Here is a 16,990-nt window from a genome sequence, read left to right as displayed (position 1 = left end):
GGACGAACGCCTTCTGGGCGTCCGAAAACTGAGATGCCTTCATCGTCTTCCACTGTTTCCCAGCCAGGAATGCCCGGAAAACTCTAGCCAAAAACTGGTCCAGTTTGAAGGGGTCAGATCACACCTGGTGAAGCTGTAACGCTCGCTGCGACGTAAAAGCTAGTCGGGGAGTGAAGAAGCAAATTTTGGAGGCTCGACCGCGCCTTTAACGTCGCCGATTAGTCAGATGCAGTTCTGCTTGAAGATTTCCTTGACTTAAAGCAGAACCGAGAGGTGGAGCATAAGACTACTCTAAATACGATCTAACGGGTTATTTCACTACCCTCCAAGACTCGATTGACGGGCCGCTTGAGACCGAGGTTCTCACGTAAGGTTCGTCCTGAGAAGTGGCTAGACCGGAATTTTCCTCGCCGACGCAATTCAGGGATGACAAGTTCGATAAAATCATTGAGCCCGCTAGGCACTGTCGGCGGTAGTACATTGAATCCGTCAGCCGCGCGATTATCAAATACTTCCACCATCGTATTAGCAATCTCGGTTGGTGTTCCTACAACCATCAAGTGCCCTGCGCTGTCGGATACAAGGCGAATCAACTGTCGCCAGGTCAATTTCCGGCGGGCGGCCAGGTCAAGGAGTAGTTTTTGACGACTCTGGATGAAATTCGTCTGCGGTAAGCTCTCAGGCACAAATGAGTCAAGATTAACTGAACGAAGGTCGAGTACAGGTCCAAGCCAAAGTTGAGCCTGCGCCATTGAAACCTCGACATGCACATAGGACCGCAATTTTTCAAGCTTCTCAGTCGCTTCTTGCTTCGTTTTCCCAACGACGGGGACAATGCCTGGCATCACTAGGACCTGATCTTCGTCTCGTCCAAGCGCGCGTGCTTTCGCTTTGAGATTTGCATAATATCGTTTGCCGTTCTCCAAGGAGGGCTCGGCGGTAAACACGACCTCGCCAACTTCTGCTGCGAATGTAATTCCAGCGTCGGATGCACCAGCCTGAACCAACACTGGGTGTCCTTGCGGCGGTCTCGCAATATTTAGGGGCCCTTTAACCGAAAAGTTGCTTCCCTGGTGACGCAGCGGATGCAGTTTTCGGATGTCAACATAGAGGCCAGTCTGCTTGTTCCGGATGAGAGCATCATCTTCCCAACTGTCCCAAAGACCTTTGACGACTTCTACGAATTCCCTGGCCCGAGCGTAGCGTGCGTCATGGGCTAGAAGCTCTTCTTCGCCAAAATTTTGAGCTTCGCTATCACTGGCCGAGGTAACGATGTTCCAAGCTGCCCGACCACCAGATAAATGATCAAGTGATGCGAAAATGCGTGCTAAATGATACGGTTGACAATACGTCGTTGAGGCGGTTGCAACAAGACCGATGTTCCGCGTTTTTGCTGAAAGCGCCGCCATGACTCCAATTGGCTCTGACGCATAATCGCGACTTATACGAGCTACCGCTGCTTGGTCGTTTATTACAGCAAGGTGGTCCGCCAGAAACACAAAATGAAATGCGGCAGCTTCGGCAAGCGCAGCCGCCTCGGCATAGTGGGCGAAATCAGTGCCACCATTCACCGGTACGCTTGGATCAAGCCATGCGCCTTCGTGATATCCTGCGTGAGACAGATACAGACCCAGCTTCATGTCATTGGCCCGCATTCCCGTACCCCCTATCAAACCTTTACGCTTACGACCATGTTCACCAATAAGCAGACGCGAAGTGAGTGTACCCGAGGGGCTAAAAGAACAGCACCTACCAAACATGGTGGGAAGAGTTAGGAGGCGGGAACGATCTCGTTTGGCGGAGGGCGTAGATCCGATATTGGTAGCCAGTATAATGAGTCGCCCGTGAAGAACTCGGAAGCCGCTGATCTGACGGAAGAATCGAAGGATCTGCAGATCTTGTAATTGCCGGAAGCAGCCACTGAATAGGCTGTTTCCTTGCAAAATCAGTTTGAGGTTTCCCTGGTTGGCGAAGCGTGATTCACTGGGTTATCGCGGTGAATCGGAGAGCCAGAAATGGGTAAACCACGCGAACGGCGTCAAACGGGTGAACAGGATTTATTCCGATCCCGGCTCGACCAGATCATCAACATGAAGCACGAACTGGTGCGTCTGGCGCAGGCTATCGACTGGTCCGTGTTGGAAGCCCGCTTTGGGACGGTCTATTCGGACGGAGCGGGCATGCCGCCATTGCCGACGCGGCTGATGGCGGGGCTGGCCATTCTGAAGCACACGTTCAACCTGTCGGACGAGGCGCTGTGCGAGCGCTGGGTGGAGAACCCCTATTTTCAGTACCTGTGCGGCGAGGAGTTCTTTCGGCATGACCTATCCTTCGACCGCTCCTCGATGACGCGCTGACGGCAGCGCATGGGCGAGGAGCGGATCGGCGCGCTTTTGCAGGAGAGCTTGGCCTTGGCAGTCAAGACAGGCGCGATGAAGCCGCAGGATACGCGGCAGGTGATCGTGGACACCACCGTTCAACCGAAGAACGTCATGTTCCCGACGGATGCCAAGCTTATTCACCAGGCGCGCGAACGGCTGGTGCGGCTGGCGAAGAAAATGGGGCTCGACCTGCGCCAGACCTATCTTTTGGTCGGTAAATTCGCCCTGATCCAGCACCAGCGCTACGCTCATGCCAAGAAATTCAAACGGGCCGGAAGGCGCTGCGCAAGTTGAAGACCTATCTCGGCCGGACCGTTCGCGACGTCGAACGTCAGATCGCCGGCGACGAACAACTCGATGCGATCTTCAAATGGTCGCTCTATCAGGCAAAAACGGTCATCGCGCAGCGGTAACCTCAGCGTGGCCGCAAGATCTACAGGCTGCATGCCGACGAGGTCGAGTGCATTGGTAAAGGCAAGGCGCACAAGCCTATGAGTTCGGAGTGAAGGTGTCCGTGGCCACGACACTGAACCGTTCAAAGGGCGGGCAGTTCGCCCTGCACGCAGCGGCGCTGCCCGGCAATCCGTACGACGGCCACACGCTCGCGACCGTCATTCCGGATATGGAAAAGTCGATTTGCAACGAGCTCCCCCGCAATCTGGCCGATGCTGGATACCGCGGCCATAATGCTCCCGAAAGTCACAAGCTAAGGGTCTTCACCAGTGGCCAGAAGCGCCGTCTCACGCCCACCATCAAGCGCCAGATGCGACGACGATCGGCGGTCGCACCCTCATTGGACACCTCAAGAGCGAACACAGAATGGACCGGAATTATCTCGCTGGCGAACAAGGGGGATGCCGTCAATGCCGTTCTGGCCGCCGCCGGCTACAACTTCTCCCTCCTGCTGCGATGGTTCAGGCAACTTTTGTGTCTGTTCGCCGCACTCTTCCTCGCGTTCCAGAGCCGACCACTGCCGCAGCAAACGGCTTGAAAGCGAGTTCTTCACGATCGACTAATGAACTGACCACTTGCTTGAAAGGGTTCAGATCACTCAAGTGCATCGATGATGAATGCCAGGCGGACCACCTCGCCATTCCAGCATATGAACTCAAGCCCGTCTGAGCACCAGCGAAGGTTCGACCGCATCACCATGATCTTGCCAGCGTGAACGAGGCCCTTGCGTACTGCCGTATGCTTCTAACAAGAATGATCGAAACGATGCGGAGGCTATCTGCGAAGCGGTTAGCAGGCCTTTGATGCGCTTCGTACCCCCGAAATCAGTCGATCAGCTGGCTATCCAGGCTGTTCATCGCATCCGCCGACGTCTGGTTGCTGACCGGGTCAGAAAAGCTTCGCGTTTCCGCTGGTTGCTCACACCGCGCCGCTTGGCGTATTCAAAACCGCCGGAGCTCTAGCAGGCTGTTGAAAAAGGCATGGCGCACGGGCTCTTGTCGTGATTCACTCTCGTTATTGCGATTTGGAGCTGATGGATGCGCAGCGGCGATGTGAGGACAGGCGAACTCTTCAGCTATGTGGATCTGGTGGCTCGTGTTCGAAAAGATCATCCTCTACGGGCCATCCGGCAGATCGTGAACGAAGCGCTCGTTTTATTGGAACAAGATTTTGCAGCGCTTTATTCACCGATTGGGCGGCCGTCGATCGCGCCAGAAAAGCTTCTCCGTGCCATGATTTTGCAAGCCTTCTATTCGATCCGTTCTGAGCGACTTCTGATGGAGCGGCTGGAATGCGACCTTCTCTTCCGCTGGTTCGTTGACATCGGCATTGATGATCCCGCCTGGGACTATTCAGTGTTTTCGAAGAACCGCGACCGATTGCTTGATGGTGACATCGCTGCGAAGTTCCTGGGTGCAATCCTTTGCCAGCCCAAGGTAAAAACGGCTGCTGTCAACAGACCATTTCTCTGTCGATGGCACACTGATCGAAGCCTGGGCGCCTGCTATCTAGTCGTCGCTGGATGAAACTTCCTTGGCATGTATGGACGGCCTCCGCGTGGCAAGGGGCAAGTTGGTGTTTCTGGCGGATTGGTTGGGTGCAGGAATGTATTCGGCCTTTGATTGCGGCGTGTTCATGCCGCTGGCGCTGATGTAGTCCGCTGATTGGATCCCAGACAGGTCAACGCGCTTTCAAGCGACACCCACTGATCGGGTTTCTCCAATCCCGGCTCGACCGTACGCCATTACACCATCAGCACCTCACCAATTCTGCATTGTCCCGAGTTGTTAAACAGTGCCGGCAGCTTCAAAGCACCTGCCCGTTGCCATCAACGCCCACACGATCCGCGCCATCTTGTTTGCCAAAGCAACAGTGACGATGTTGTACGGCTTCTTCGCCAGAAGCACGGCGGCCCAACGCGTCGCTGCCGTTTTGCCGTTGCGGCTGAAGCGGAGGACCGCATGCGCCCCGACGACGAGAAGCCGACGGAGATAGGGATCGCCTTGTTCGCTGATCCTTCCGACACGGTCTTTGCCACCCGATGGGTTCTGCCGCGATACGAGGCCTATCCACGCCGCCAATTGTCGGCCGGATTTGAAGAGCGAGGCGTCTGTCACTGTCGCGGCAATGGCGCTGGCAGTGATAGGGCCAATTCCAGGGATCGTCTCAAGGCGACGGCTCAGTTCGTTCGAGCGATGCCAGGCATGAATTTGGCGATCCAACTCGCTGACCTTCTCGTGCACCTCCCGCAACTGCCCGATCAGCGGAAGAAGTGCGGACCGCGAAAGCGGCGGGATGAGATCGTGATCATCGTCTTCGACCAACGCAATTAGCATTCCGACGCCGACAGTGCCCTGTCGCGTCACGATGCCGAACTCGGCCAAGTGGCCGCGCAAGGCGTTCACCAGCATTGTTCGCTGCCGGATCAAAAGCTCGCGGACCCGATGCAGCATCAGCACACTCTGTTGCTCCTCGCTCTTCACCGGAACGAAGCGCATCGTCGGCCGCGTCACCGCCTCGCAAATCGCCTCGGCATCCGTCGCATCCATTCTTCTGCCGCTTCACGTATGGCTTGACGTACGACGCCGGCATCAGCCGAACCTCGTGACCCAGCGCCGTAAGAACTCGAGCCCAGTGGTGTCCGGTCGCGCCAGCCTCGATTCCGATCAGGCACGGCGGCAACACCTTGAAGAATTCAGCGGCATCGTCGCGGCGAAGCCTGCGACGGCACACGATCGCGCCAGCCTCATTGATCCCGTGAACCTGAAATACCTGCTTGGCGATATCCAGGCCAATTATAGCCTCCTCCATGGATGCATCTCCTGATGTGAGTTCGACAGCCCACATCTTGGCACATTGCGATGCCGGGAGCGGAGGCCGTCCATCACATCAGGTCAATGCCGCCCATGTTTTCCTCAGAAGCTCTCTTTAGACGCACAACTAGCTCAATTACGCCGCGCCGTTACACTACCAACCTAAGCAGTTGAGCTAAATCACTATCTTTGGTCCATTCTGTAGCGGAGCACTCAAGCAAGAGGATCAACCGTGATAGTTCGCACACTCGATCAAATTGAAGGAACTGACCGCGACATTGCATGGGGTAACGGAAGAAGCCGCCGTTTTCTGATTAGGGCCGACGGGGTTCCATATTCCGTCACCGACACGATCGTGAAGGCGGGAACGTCATCGTTCTTACAATACCGCAACCACATAGAAACTTGCTATTGTATCGCGGGTAGGGGGCGTGTGCGAGATCACAAAACTGGAGTGGAACATGCCATCGTTCCGGGAACTATCTATTCTCTCGATAAGTTCGATGCGCACGTCTTAACAGCAGACGAGGAAGACCTGCGTCTAATCTGCGTGTTCCACCCCAGTCTAAACGGCGATGAAACACACGACCTCACATCTTTGGAACACTCGTCAGCGTACTAAAATAGCACCGCGAAGCTGCTAGGATTTGGCCTCGGATCAACTCAGAAAAAGGGGTAGCGCCAATGCCAGAAAGAGCACTTATCTTACTTGAAGGCACTAGAACTGGTATCGGTCAATTGTATGTTCAAGCGGCCCAGCGGCTTGGCCTTCGCCCAATTACGTTTTCGTCCGATCCGACTAAGTACAGTTATCTCGCAGAAGATGGGTTTGAGACAGTTCGGGTCGATACCAATGACTTCGATAAGACCGTCCAGGAATGCATGAATGTACAAGCGAGATATGAAGTCGTTGGTATCACGTGTGCTTCGTTGGATTTAATCCATGCAAAAGTAGGTAAGCTTTGCCGGCATTTCGGCTTGCCCGGACCGGATCCCGTGGCGGTTGAGCGATGCTGCGACAAACTCCAACAACGTCAGCTCCTCAGCAGCGCTTCCGTGCCAATCCCGGCATTTCGCTCGGCGCTCAATGTGATTGAAGCAAAAGACGCAGCCATGGAAATTGGTCTGCCAGTAATCGTTAAACCAACAATAGGTAGCGGCAGCAGCGGCGTCCGATTGTGTCGCAATGTCGATGAACTAATCGGGCATGGGGCTCATCTATTAAGCGGAAAAAATGGGCAGTCTTCCGTCAAAATTCTCATCGAAGAATTCGCACAAGGCCCGTATTACAGTGCAATTATTATGGGCAATGAAGTCGTCGGGATATCCACCGCCGATTTCGGCAATCCTCCTAGCTTTGTTTATCAGCAATATACTCTCCCCGCCGAACTGCCGGAGGATAAACGGCGGCGCATAATTGATGTTTGCCTGATTAGCTTGCGAGCTCTAGGCCTCGGTTGGGGACCAACGAATATTGAGTTCCGATGGACGCAGAGAGGGCCAGTCGTTATCGAAGTCAATCCGCGCATTTCCGGCACGCCCGAGCCACAAATGGTTAGAAGGGCTTACGGTATCGATCTCATTACTGAGCACATCAAGCTCTCGATCGGCGAGGATTGGGATCTCCGTGTGAACCATTCGCAAACTGCGGCTGGCCGATTCCTGATTCCTGATGAGCAGGGCATCCTTGAGTCGCTTGAGGGTGGTGATCTGGCCCGCAATATACCGGGAGTCACTGAGGTTAAATTCTATGACAAACCAACGACTCTACTGGTTAGAAACGGAGATTATCGAGATTGCATCGGACATGTGATCGTCACTTCACCCAATCACAGTCAGACAGAGGCTATACTTCGCAGCGCTATTGATCAAATCGCTTGGTCAATCAGACCTGTATAGGGGTTTAGGAGAAACCCCTGGCTAAAGGTCGTGCTGCCGGATTGCCGAGAACTGACTTAGTTTACTGATCTGGCGAGATCGAGCGACACGTTGGGGCACGATCATTTGCCAAAAGCCCCGTTGTTGCCCTCGAGCAGAGTGGTTTAACTATGAAGAATGTCGGTCCTATACTACGCCAAAATAAACCTACCCCTCCGCTCTCACCGCGGTCTTCTTCGTCGTTCAAGACGACTTTGGATACCGTGACTATGGCAAGCTCGGTAAGGGTAGATCGGCTATATTCCTGCATGGACGCGCGGTTGAGACCGCATTCTACTGCGGATCACAAGCAAACCGTGGAGATCAATGCCAATGCCGAGAAGAGCTCTCATCCTTGTTGAAGGCCATAGAAGCAATGGCCCCCACTATATTCAAGCTGGCCAGCGTCTTAATCTTCATCCAATTACGCTGTCGGCCCACCCACGTCAATACGACTACATAGGTGTCGGAAAGGCCGCAGCCGAAAAGATCGATACAGACAATCTCGATGCAATGATTCACCAATGTGAACTCTTGCAATCAACCTATGATATTGCTGGTATAACCGGTTTCGCTGGCCGCGATGAAACTGTTTATGTGACTGCCAGCAAGCTCTGCCGCTACTTCAATTTACCAGGTCCGGACCCCGTCTCGGTTGAAGGCTGCGCTGACAAATTTGCTCAACGTCAACTCCTCGCACACGCCGGGGTCCCGACTCCTGAGTATCGTGTGGCGGAGACCGTACCTGACGTACAAGAGTCTGCCACAGAGATCGGCCTGCCCGTAGTTCTTAAACCAGTAGTGGGCAGCGGAAGCAGCGGTGTCCGATTGTGCCACAATGCCGATGATGTAACTGAACATGCGACTTATTTGCTTGGCGCAAAGAACCTCTCTCCGAGAAGAATATTGATAGAGGAATTTGCGGAGGGCCGACACTATAGTATTGATACGATGGGAACTGAAGTAGTTGCTATTGGTACCGCTGACTTCGGCCAGCTACCGCATTTCGTGCTGCGTCAGAGCATCTTTCCGGCAGCCCTGACTGATGATCAACACAAGTGTATGGCCGACGTTTCACTAAGCTGCTTACGCGCTCTTGGCCTCGGATGGGGACCAGCGAACATTGAATTGCGGTGGACCAAGCGCGGCCCGGTCGCAATTGAAGTTAATCCTCGTCTTCCAGGTTGCTCTACTCCTCAGCTGATTGAACTGGCGTACGGTATCGATCTAATCGCCGAGCACATTAAGCTTCTCATTGGCGAGGAATCGAATGTGCATAGAAGGCGTTGGCAGACCGCTGCCGCACGGTTCTTGATTCCTGATCGCAATGGCACTCTCGATTGGATCAGTGGAAGCCGCCAGGCGGCTGCCGTGCCAGGTGTTACCGAGGTCCAATTGCACGTTCAACCTAAGACGCAGATCATTAGAAAAGGCGATTACCTAGACTCAATTGGTCATATCATCGCAGCTTCACCGAGCCGGACCCAGACGCAGGCAATACTTCAGCGCGCCGCCGACCTAATCAGTTGGTCGATCACCTGATTTCCGAAAGCGGCAACAGGCATACCGTCGTAACCCTACGGTGAAGGCCACAGGTTAGGCAGCCTGATCTTGCAGCGACTTCGGGGGCTGCCAATTCCAGGGAAGCAATTGCTCCAGTTCGGTGACCTGCAGGTCGGCGATACGAGCGAGTACGTCGGCAAGCCAAGCTTCGGATCGATGTCATCAGAGCTAGGCACAGACATAGAAGCTCACTTCGGCTCACAAAGTCGGCTACCGATTTCCGATCGCGAATGCATTGCGCCAGACAGGTCTGCTGCAGCCCCAGTGAATGGGGAACGGATCCAAGCAATGTTCCTCCCGCAGGCACTGTACCATAATCAGCGTTTCCGGCGGAAGGCAGATTCTACGCCCCAGACTCCGATGGAAAGCGGGTGTGTGCCACCACCGTTTCACGAGGCGCTACTACGTGAAATTCATCCCTTGTGCGATTTTCCATACGCCAGCCACCACAGGCGCCTTTTTGATTTTCATTCCTCGGGTAAATCGTCTAGCCAGCAGGCGCCCTCAAGGTATGGGCGAGAAAATATCTTCCCTACGCTTTCCTGAGCCCTGTTCTGATGATATCGCATGTACACACGGCCGTCGGTTCCAAGGTCAAGAATCTCGATCTTTCCTGTGTAATGCGACATGATATATTTGAACGTCTTTTGAATGCCACTGAGAAGTTGGTTGGTCCCGCGCGCAATCTCTAGTCCCCGACGCAGCGGAACCTGAAAATGCGACGCACCTTTCACCGGCCGAGCCTGGAAGAGATAATATGGGCGGACCCCCATCTGATGACATTTGGCAAAGGTCATGGCCAAGATCTCCGGATCATCGTTGACTTTCGCCAGAAGCACAGACTGGTTAAAGAACTGAACGCCTCGTGCACGCAGAGAGCTGATGTTGCGCTCTGCGTCGATGGAGATTTCACCGATGTGGTCAAAATGGGTGACGATGAGTGCGGCCTTACCTGCGTCCTGGATCCGTTTGAACAAGGTCATCAAGGTGGGATCTTCGAACCTCTTGGGGGCGTACGCGAATGCCTTTGTGCCAAAGCGAATGGAGTTCAAATTTGGAATTGGCAATAGATGATCAAGAATTTCATGGAGCCTGCGGGTGCTGAGTACGAACGGGTCACCTCCCGATACGAGTACGTTCGTCATTTCAGGATGATTTCGAATGTATCGTCCAATTTTCCCTAAGTCAGCTGCAATTTCATCTGAGTCCTTGCCGACGATGCGTTTGCGAAAGCAATAGCGGCAGTATGAAGCGCAGCGGTCTGTTGCCAGCAACAGTCCCGTCTGAGCGTACTTGTGCTGAAATCCGGGCACGACCGTGTTATCATGCTCGCCGCTGGTGTCCAGATTGCCATCACTTTCGAACTCTTTGTATGAGGGCTCCACGATAAATTTCAGCTGATCGTAATAACCACTATTAATGATCTGTTTACGATAGAATCTTGTAACGCGATAGTGCGTGATGTTGTTAGCATGCAGCTCGTCCTGGGTTACCGCACGCGCGCCCTCAATGAAATTTATTGCCTTGGACGGCAACCGTCGGTCCGAACTGCTGAGCGGACCCACTCTCAATATTTTTGTCATCTTGTTCTGGGTAATTCGGCTGGTCTTCATCTAGAGCACTTAATTGGAGACTGCGAGACGCAGGTCGGTCATAACGGTTTCTTCTTTATGCCCATGCAATCGCCGTGCCGTCGACGATCTGATTGCCAGTAAAGAGAGGCAAATTCGGATCATTACCCGCGGCATCGACAACAAACACATGCGTCTGCAGTGTGTCCCGGCCGGAATAGCAATGCACTTAAGTTGACATGGCGAACGTAAAGCGATGATCTGAGCCGTTGCTTTTCGAAGCTATGGGACTTCGAAGGGTGCCCGAGCGCTGTCTGCGCCTCCGATTCCTGTCGACGGCCCATGTGAATTCCATGGTATGGGTGCGATACCTTGTCATCGGTTTCCTCTTCGAAAACCGGCAACATCAGTCATTCCAATGTAGGCATCCGAGGTGGGTCGCGTTGTAGGATTTGTCGGATTTGGCACTGACTGTCCTTATTGACGTCAAAAAAGGCCATGCGGCTCTTGAACGAGTTGAGATTGTCGACACTGATCGGCGTCGTCTTTTTAGCAAAGAGATGAAGCTCCAGACTGTCGCGGAGAGTTCTTCGGAACCTGGCTTGTGCGCGACGACGGCGCGGCGGCATAGAGCACTTTATTTCTTAATAGAAGCATAGCCGGCATTTGATAGTTGCCGCATTCGCCGGGTTGGATTGTTTCGACCAGCCTGCCGATGTGCCGCCAGGTATCGTCGATTGTCCGCTTTTGTGCATTGCGCATCCGATGCTTGATCTTGGAAAATGCCTGCTCGATTGATGGTGCGGATGGCTCCTGCATCCACCGGCGTATTGCGGCATAGTTTTGGATGTCATTGTCCGAGCAAAGGAGGTGACATGAAAGATGACGCGCCCGCTGAGAGAACGGATCACTGAGATGCAGGTAATGATCGAGGGACAGTCACACTTCCAGCCTCTCGGCTTATCTTATTGGGGTTTCGAAGATCTCAATAAGGGAGTTGGAAGCATGACTGCCTCTTATGAATACCATATCGGGGTCGACTACCACAAATCCTACAGCCACCTGGTGGTTCAGGACAGCAGCGGCAAGACGCTGAGATCCGGCCGGGTGAAGAACGACCGACAGTCGCTCGGCGGGTTTCTCGAACGCTATCGGGAGAACTAGCATGCGGTTGTCGAGGCGACGCGCAACTGGATGGTGATGTACGACTGGCTCGACGACATTTGTGATGATGTCGTTCTCGCCCATCCGCCGAAGGTCAAGGCGATCGCCGACGCCAAGATCAAGACCGACAAGATCGATGCGACAGTGCTGGCGCATCTGCTTCGAGCCGACCTGGTGCCGGAAGCCTGGGCGCCAAGCGAGAAATCTCGGGACCTTCGCGTCGCGCTGCGCGAGCGGATGTTTTATGTGCGGCTGCGGACGATGACGAAGAACCGGATCGTCACGGTGTTTGACCGCTATCCGGAGCAGACAGCCCAACTCAAGAAGCTCGGCGATCTGTTCGGCAAGACCGGTCGCGTCCAGCTGGCGCAGGTCAACGTCTCGGAGATCGACCGCATCCAGATCGACCGTGGCCTCGACTTCATCGGCGACATCGACGTGCGGATCAAGCAGTCGGAAGCGACGATCCGGGCGATGACCAAGGCCAATGCCAACGTCAAGCTGTTGAAGACGATCCCCGGCATCGGCGAGTTCTTCGCCCGGCTGATCGACGCTGAGATTGACGATATATCCCGGTTCCGCAACCCGAAGAAGCTTGCCGCCTATGCCGGGCTTGTACCGTCGACCTATTCCTCCGGCGGCAAGACCTTCCACGGCAAGATCATCAAGCAGGGCAACAAGTGGCTGCGCTGGGCTTTCGTCGAGGCGGTCACCCCCGCCATCGCCAGCGATGTGCAGCTTCGCGCCCGATACGAGCACTTGAAGATCAGAGGAGTAAACAAGGGCGGGTTGCCATCGCGCGCAAGCTTTTGACGATCGCCTTCCAGATCCTGCGTGACCAGCGCGCTTACGAGCGGCGCGGTGAAAGCACCATGGAAGGCACGTCGACGATATCCCGGTTGTCCTGATGTTTTCTTAGCGAGCCCGGCAGGACTGGGCTGCGCTCCTCAAGGAGAATGGGAAACCGGGAGCCGAACGCCACTCTGTGACCGAAGCCACCGGCATCAGGTCACGTATTGGAGAATGGTTCAGAACCGAAGGACAGCAAAAGCGAACTGTCCGGCGGAAAGAAAGACTTTGCCGATCGGTGCGAATGCTCGGTCAAAACCTAACCGAACCCAAGGAAAAGCCGCCAGTCGAAAGCGTTTTGTCCCTTGTGTTCTTTTCCATAGTTGGCATCGACCTCGCAAAGAGCGTCTTCCAAATCCACGGTGTAGACGAGACCGGCCAGGTTCTTGCACGCCGCCAGCTTCGCCGCAGCCAGGTGCTTGCTTTTTTCCAAAATCGCCCGCGATGCCTTATTGGCATGGAGGCTTGCGCGGGCGCTCATGATTGGGGACGCAAGCTTCAGGAAATGGGACATGACGTGCGATTGATGCCGCCGTCCTATGTGAAGCATTACGTGAAGCGCGGAAAGACCGACGCTGCAGATGCGTCCGCCACCTGTGAGGCAGTAACGCGACCCTCGATGCGTTTCGTCGCTATCAAGAGTGAGGCCTGCTCGTCGGTGATGGTTCTTCACCGCACGCGAGGCTTTTCTGGTCCGCCAACGAACACAGATTGGCAATGCAATCCGCGCGCATATGACGGAATTCGGAATCATAACGGCGAAGGGCGCGCAGAATGTCGATCGAATAAAGCAGTGGATCAGTTGCCGGAAGCGGCTCGGATGCCCTTGATCTTACCCTTTGCCCAACTGCACTAACGACCACGCGGATCGAGCAGCTGACCGACGAGATCAAAGAGACTTTCGAGCAAAGCAAGATAAGTCAGCGTCTGGCTACGATCCCCGGTGTGGGGGTACTGTCGGCGACGATTACCGCGGCAACGACACCGGATGTCGACAACTCTGACTGCGCGAGGGACGATGCCTCTTGGCTCGGCCTTACTCCCAAGCCTCACTCTACCGGAGGCAAGCAGAAAGTGGGTGGTATCTCGAAGATTGGAAATCGATACATCCGGCGCCTGCTGTATCTTGGCGCCATGGCGCAGATAATGCTTAGACGTCGGCTCAAGCGGGAGCCAGGATCCGACTGGCTGTCGGGAATGCTGATCCGAAAGAAGACGAAGGTTGTCGCGATTGCCTTGGCGCATCGCATGGCAAGAATGATTTTTGCCGTCCTGCGCGGACGGGTCTCGATACGAGCCGCAAACCGCCTGACGGGCTCTCGAGATGGTCAGGGCAACGTGAGATGTTGGCAAACAAGCGGAGACGTAGAACCAGGACACCCCGATCAATCCGAAGCTCTTCGAGCGCGCTTAATTGAGTGGGACCTGTTCTCCAAGCGGATGTTCATCAGGGCGCGCAGCAGTTTCGCTGCATATCAGACGCCGTATACATGGCCGCAACCGACCTGTTTGCCTGAACCGATCGTATCCTTGACTCGCAGGAGCCATCCCCATACACGGATTGAGGCCCGGCGAGTAGGGTGGCAGGAACCAGAGCTCTGCACCTGCGGCTTTGATCGCCTGACGGATTGTCGCCGACTTGTGGCTGCCGAGATTGTCCATAATGACGATATCGCCTGGCTTGAGCAGGGGAACCAACTGCTGTTCGACATAGGCGCGAAAGCACTGGCCATTGATCGGTCCGTCGAAGACACAAGGCGCTGCCAGCCGGTCGTTTCTCAACGCACCGAGGAATGTCAGCGTGCGCCAGTGGCCATGCGTGCGCGGCGGCAATCAAGGTGAGACTCGTATTGCCTCACCCAAGAGTGTTCCTAGATAATGCCGTTGCCTCACTCGGATGTTCTCGAATGCCTCACGGGTTGTTCCGATCGTGTCCCCGCACCTGGTGCAGGTGACGGAGGTAGCGAAGCCGCTCGCGAGCGCGCCCTCAATAGCGCTGTAGCGAGCGGGCGGATTCGCGGGCGGTCATCATGTTTTCCGGTCGGGTCGGGTTGTCGAAGGCCAACCTGGCGGTAAGAGCGCGGATGCCATTCCTGTATTGTTCGGTAATGATTTCACTACGCGACCTCTACGATTTCCGTCGGCCGCGCGGCATCGGCGAATGGCCCGAACACCAGCGCATTGGCCTGTGTACTGCGCCAGATCTTCATTCGGCGCTGCACGGTCCGAATGAGGCCGTTGGGATACACGCCGGGGTATTTGACCTGCATGCGTTCAAGCAACTCTCGCGAAGTTCGCCAAGGCTCCGCCTCGAACCATTCCTCGAGTTCGGCAGTGACGGCGAGTAGAGGATCGGGCCTCCGCCGCTCTCGCTTGGCCGCTGGCTTGGAGCGGGCAGTCGGTTTCACTTCACCACCACGCCAGGCAATCCGTAAGCCAGACAGAAAGTCTTCGAGCGGTAATGCCTCGCCGTCGGTGGCGGGCGGACCATCAGGCTTGTCAGCAATTTCGACTAATCTCTCTTGTGCCAGGCGTATGTCGCGGAGCAGCCGGACCGGATCGAGCGTCAGGTACATCGCCTTGAGCCAAAGGCATGTATCCTCCGGCGTGCGTGGGTCGTCAAGCAGCCGCTGATAGGGCGTGGCGGGACGATGATAGCGCTTGATCACCTTGGCTCCGTCACGGTGCTTTTCTTTCAGCTTGAATGATGGCTGAAAGAAATTCACGAACAACCGCATTGACGAATAAAGCTTGGCCAACTCCCGAGTGGCTCGCAGCCCCTCGAAGCGCCGGTATCCAACGATCTTGCGCACGATCGCGCCATTCTTCTGCTCGACAAATGCCTGATCATTCTTTCGGTAAGGGCGGCAACGGGTAAGTTCGATATTATCGCGCAAGCAATACTCATGAACACTCTCGTTCATGAACACACTGTCGTTGTCGGTGTCGAAGCCCAGCAGCGGGAACGGCAGCAACTTGCGCAGTTCGGCCAACGCAGTGATCAGTACCGTTTGCTCGCGAACCAGCAGCGGCGCGCATTCCGTCCAGCCTGTGGCTATATCAGTCAACACCAGCGTTTGCGAGAAGGCACCCCTCGCGTACGGGCCGGAATGAGAAACGAGATCAGCCTCGACAAAGCCGGGTGCGGGGTCATCCCAATCCGAGAAGGTTCGAACGGGAACACTACGCCGAATCGCTGTTGATCCTTTCCGGCGCCGCGGACCCGTGGCGCTCGCTTTAATCTCCTTGAGGACCCGATCAATCGTCGCTGGACTCATCGTCAAGAGTTGCCGGCGCGTCTCGCTATTCATATCGCCGTGTCCATGACGTTCCATCGCTTCGATCAGTGTTGGCAACAGGGGGTGTAGTCGCTTGCCGCAAATTCGATCCGACGCCTCCCAAACAACGACGAGCGCTGCCCGCACGTCATCGCCGTAAACCCGGCGCCCTGGCCGAGGACCACCCTTCGCCGGTTCGCGTTCTCCTCGCAGCAGTCGCATCGCATGCTTGCGATGAAAGCCCGTGAGCGCCACGAACTCGTCTAACATCCTCGCCTTCTCGGCCCGCCCGCCTAACACATAGCGACAACTGATCGCCGCCACCAATTCCGCACGTGTCGCCATGCTTACCTTCCTCATCACAGCTCCCGAGGTTGATTCGTCGGGAGCAATTTAGATGAGGCAATAACCCATTCTCAGGGAGCAGTTCAGGCGAGGCAATGCGCCGTCTCATCCTGATCGTCGCGCTATACCATGCGGCGCAAACGCCCGCAGACGCTTGCCTTTTGGTCCCCAGCCCCTGATGGGTGTCATATTGGTTTTGATCCAGGTCTCATCAATGAAGACCAGCCGGTCGGGATCGAGATGATGTTGCAAGGTCTTCCATCGCTCCCTTCTGCGAGCGACATCGGCACGAGCCTGCTCAAGCGCGAACAGTGTTTTTTTGAAGCGGAGTCCCTCGCTGCGGATGAATTCCCAGATCGTGTTGTGGGAGACAACAATGCCCCGCGATGCCAATTCCGCCTTTAACCCATGCAGCGTCACGTGCGGGTTCTGTTCGAGCCGCTCGACAATTAATCCACGATGCGGCTCCAGAATCCGTTTGCGATGGCCGCCCGTCTTGCCGGACGAACCGATCCGGTCGCGCGATAGCGCGCTGCGACCAGTTCAGAACGGCCGCTACAACACGCTCACGAAGATCATTCGACAAAGGCACTTCACCACCGAGGAGCGCAAAGAATGGTGACCGTCCGGCGAAGGCATTTTGGCTTGGTGGAGAG

At 55.4% G+C, this 16,990-nt stretch carries 6 protein-coding genes and 10 pseudogenes; 8 read left to right on the top strand and 8 right to left on the bottom strand.

Annotated elements, in window-relative coordinates; all coding sequences use genetic code 11:
• Positions 1–302: 302 nt before the first annotated feature.
• Complete coding sequence (locus RGCCGE502_RS34230) at positions 303–1,655, bottom strand: LLM class flavin-dependent oxidoreductase (protein ID WP_016558821.1); 1,353 nt, start codon at positions 1,653–1,655, stop codon at positions 303–305.
• A 360-nt stretch (positions 1,656–2,015) separates the two neighbouring features.
• Here RGCCGE502_RS34230 and RGCCGE502_RS34225 point away from each other — a divergent pair.
• The 3 pseudogenes from RGCCGE502_RS34225 to RGCCGE502_RS34220 form a co-directional block, all read left to right on the top strand.
• Positions 2,016–3,372 (top strand): annotated as a pseudogene (locus RGCCGE502_RS34225) (IS5 family transposase).
• Positions 3,373–3,562: 190 nt separating this feature from the next.
• Positions 3,563–3,754, top strand: a pseudogene (locus RGCCGE502_RS36450) (IS110 family transposase); the annotation flags it as partial.
• Positions 3,755–3,871: 117 nt separating this feature from the next.
• Positions 3,872–4,334, top strand: a pseudogene (locus RGCCGE502_RS34220) (transposase); the annotation flags it as partial.
• Positions 4,335–4,621: 287 nt separating this feature from the next.
• Here the strand turns inward: RGCCGE502_RS34220 and RGCCGE502_RS34215 are convergent.
• A pseudogene (locus tag RGCCGE502_RS34215) lies at positions 4,622–5,645 on the bottom strand (IS110 family RNA-guided transposase).
• A gap of 234 nt (positions 5,646–5,879) precedes the next feature.
• Between RGCCGE502_RS34215 and RGCCGE502_RS36445 the strand changes: the two are divergent.
• From RGCCGE502_RS36445 to RGCCGE502_RS34205, 3 genes are all read left to right on the top strand, one after another.
• Positions 5,880–6,269, top strand: a complete 390-nt coding sequence (locus RGCCGE502_RS36445; RefSeq protein ID WP_016558819.1) for an ectoine synthase — start codon at positions 5,880–5,882, stop codon at positions 6,267–6,269.
• Between the two features lie 62 nt (positions 6,270–6,331).
• Entirely contained in the window at positions 6,332–7,546 is a 1,215-nt protein-coding gene (locus tag RGCCGE502_RS34210) for an ATP-grasp domain-containing protein (protein WP_016558818.1), read from the top strand.
• 351 nt (positions 7,547–7,897) lie between these two features.
• Positions 7,898–9,106 carry an ATP-grasp domain-containing protein gene (locus RGCCGE502_RS34205; RefSeq protein WP_040676277.1) on the top strand — a complete coding sequence of 403 codons (1,209 nt, stop codon included), beginning with the start codon at positions 7,898–7,900 and terminating at the stop codon, positions 9,104–9,106.
• 54 nt (positions 9,107–9,160) lie between these two features.
• Here RGCCGE502_RS34205 and RGCCGE502_RS37080 read toward each other — a convergent pair.
• From RGCCGE502_RS37080 to RGCCGE502_RS37070, 3 genes and pseudogenes are all read right to left on the bottom strand, one after another.
• Positions 9,161–9,291 (bottom strand): annotated as a pseudogene (locus RGCCGE502_RS37080) (transposase domain-containing protein); the annotation flags it as partial.
• Positions 9,292–9,594: 303 nt separating this feature from the next.
• Positions 9,595–10,740 (bottom strand): KamA family radical SAM protein, encoded by a 1,146-nt coding sequence (locus RGCCGE502_RS34200; protein ID WP_016558815.1) that lies wholly within the window; start codon positions 10,738–10,740, stop codon positions 9,595–9,597.
• Between the two features lie 595 nt (positions 10,741–11,335).
• Positions 11,336–11,499 (bottom strand): annotated as a pseudogene (locus tag RGCCGE502_RS37070) (IS630 family transposase); the annotation flags it as partial.
• 204 nt (positions 11,500–11,703) lie between these two features.
• Between RGCCGE502_RS37070 and RGCCGE502_RS34190 the strand changes: the two are divergent.
• Both RGCCGE502_RS34190 and RGCCGE502_RS36435 read left to right on the top strand, forming a co-directional pair.
• Positions 11,704–12,770, top strand: a pseudogene (locus tag RGCCGE502_RS34190) (IS110 family RNA-guided transposase).
• 248 nt (positions 12,771–13,018) lie between these two features.
• Positions 13,019–14,023 (top strand): annotated as a pseudogene (locus tag RGCCGE502_RS36435) (IS110 family RNA-guided transposase).
• A gap of 245 nt (positions 14,024–14,268) precedes the next feature.
• Here the strand turns inward: RGCCGE502_RS36435 and RGCCGE502_RS36430 are convergent.
• The 3 genes and pseudogenes from RGCCGE502_RS36430 to RGCCGE502_RS34170 form a co-directional block, all read right to left on the bottom strand.
• Positions 14,269–14,529 (bottom strand): annotated as a pseudogene (locus tag RGCCGE502_RS36430) (transposase); the annotation flags it as partial.
• Positions 14,530–14,828: 299 nt separating this feature from the next.
• Complete coding sequence (locus RGCCGE502_RS34175; protein ID WP_040676276.1) at positions 14,829–16,349, bottom strand: ISNCY family transposase; 1,521 nt, start codon at positions 16,347–16,349, stop codon at positions 14,829–14,831.
• Between the two features lie 111 nt (positions 16,350–16,460).
• A pseudogene (locus tag RGCCGE502_RS34170) lies at positions 16,461–16,926 on the bottom strand (helix-turn-helix domain-containing protein); the annotation flags it as partial.
• Between the last annotated feature and the right edge of the window lie 64 nt (positions 16,927–16,990).

This window comes from Rhizobium grahamii CCGE 502, from assembly GCF_000298315.2.
Classification (GTDB): domain Bacteria; phylum Pseudomonadota; class Alphaproteobacteria; order Rhizobiales; family Rhizobiaceae; genus Rhizobium; species Rhizobium grahamii.
The sequence above is the reverse complement of the archived record's forward strand: the minus strand, read 5'-3'. Positions and strand labels throughout refer to the sequence as shown.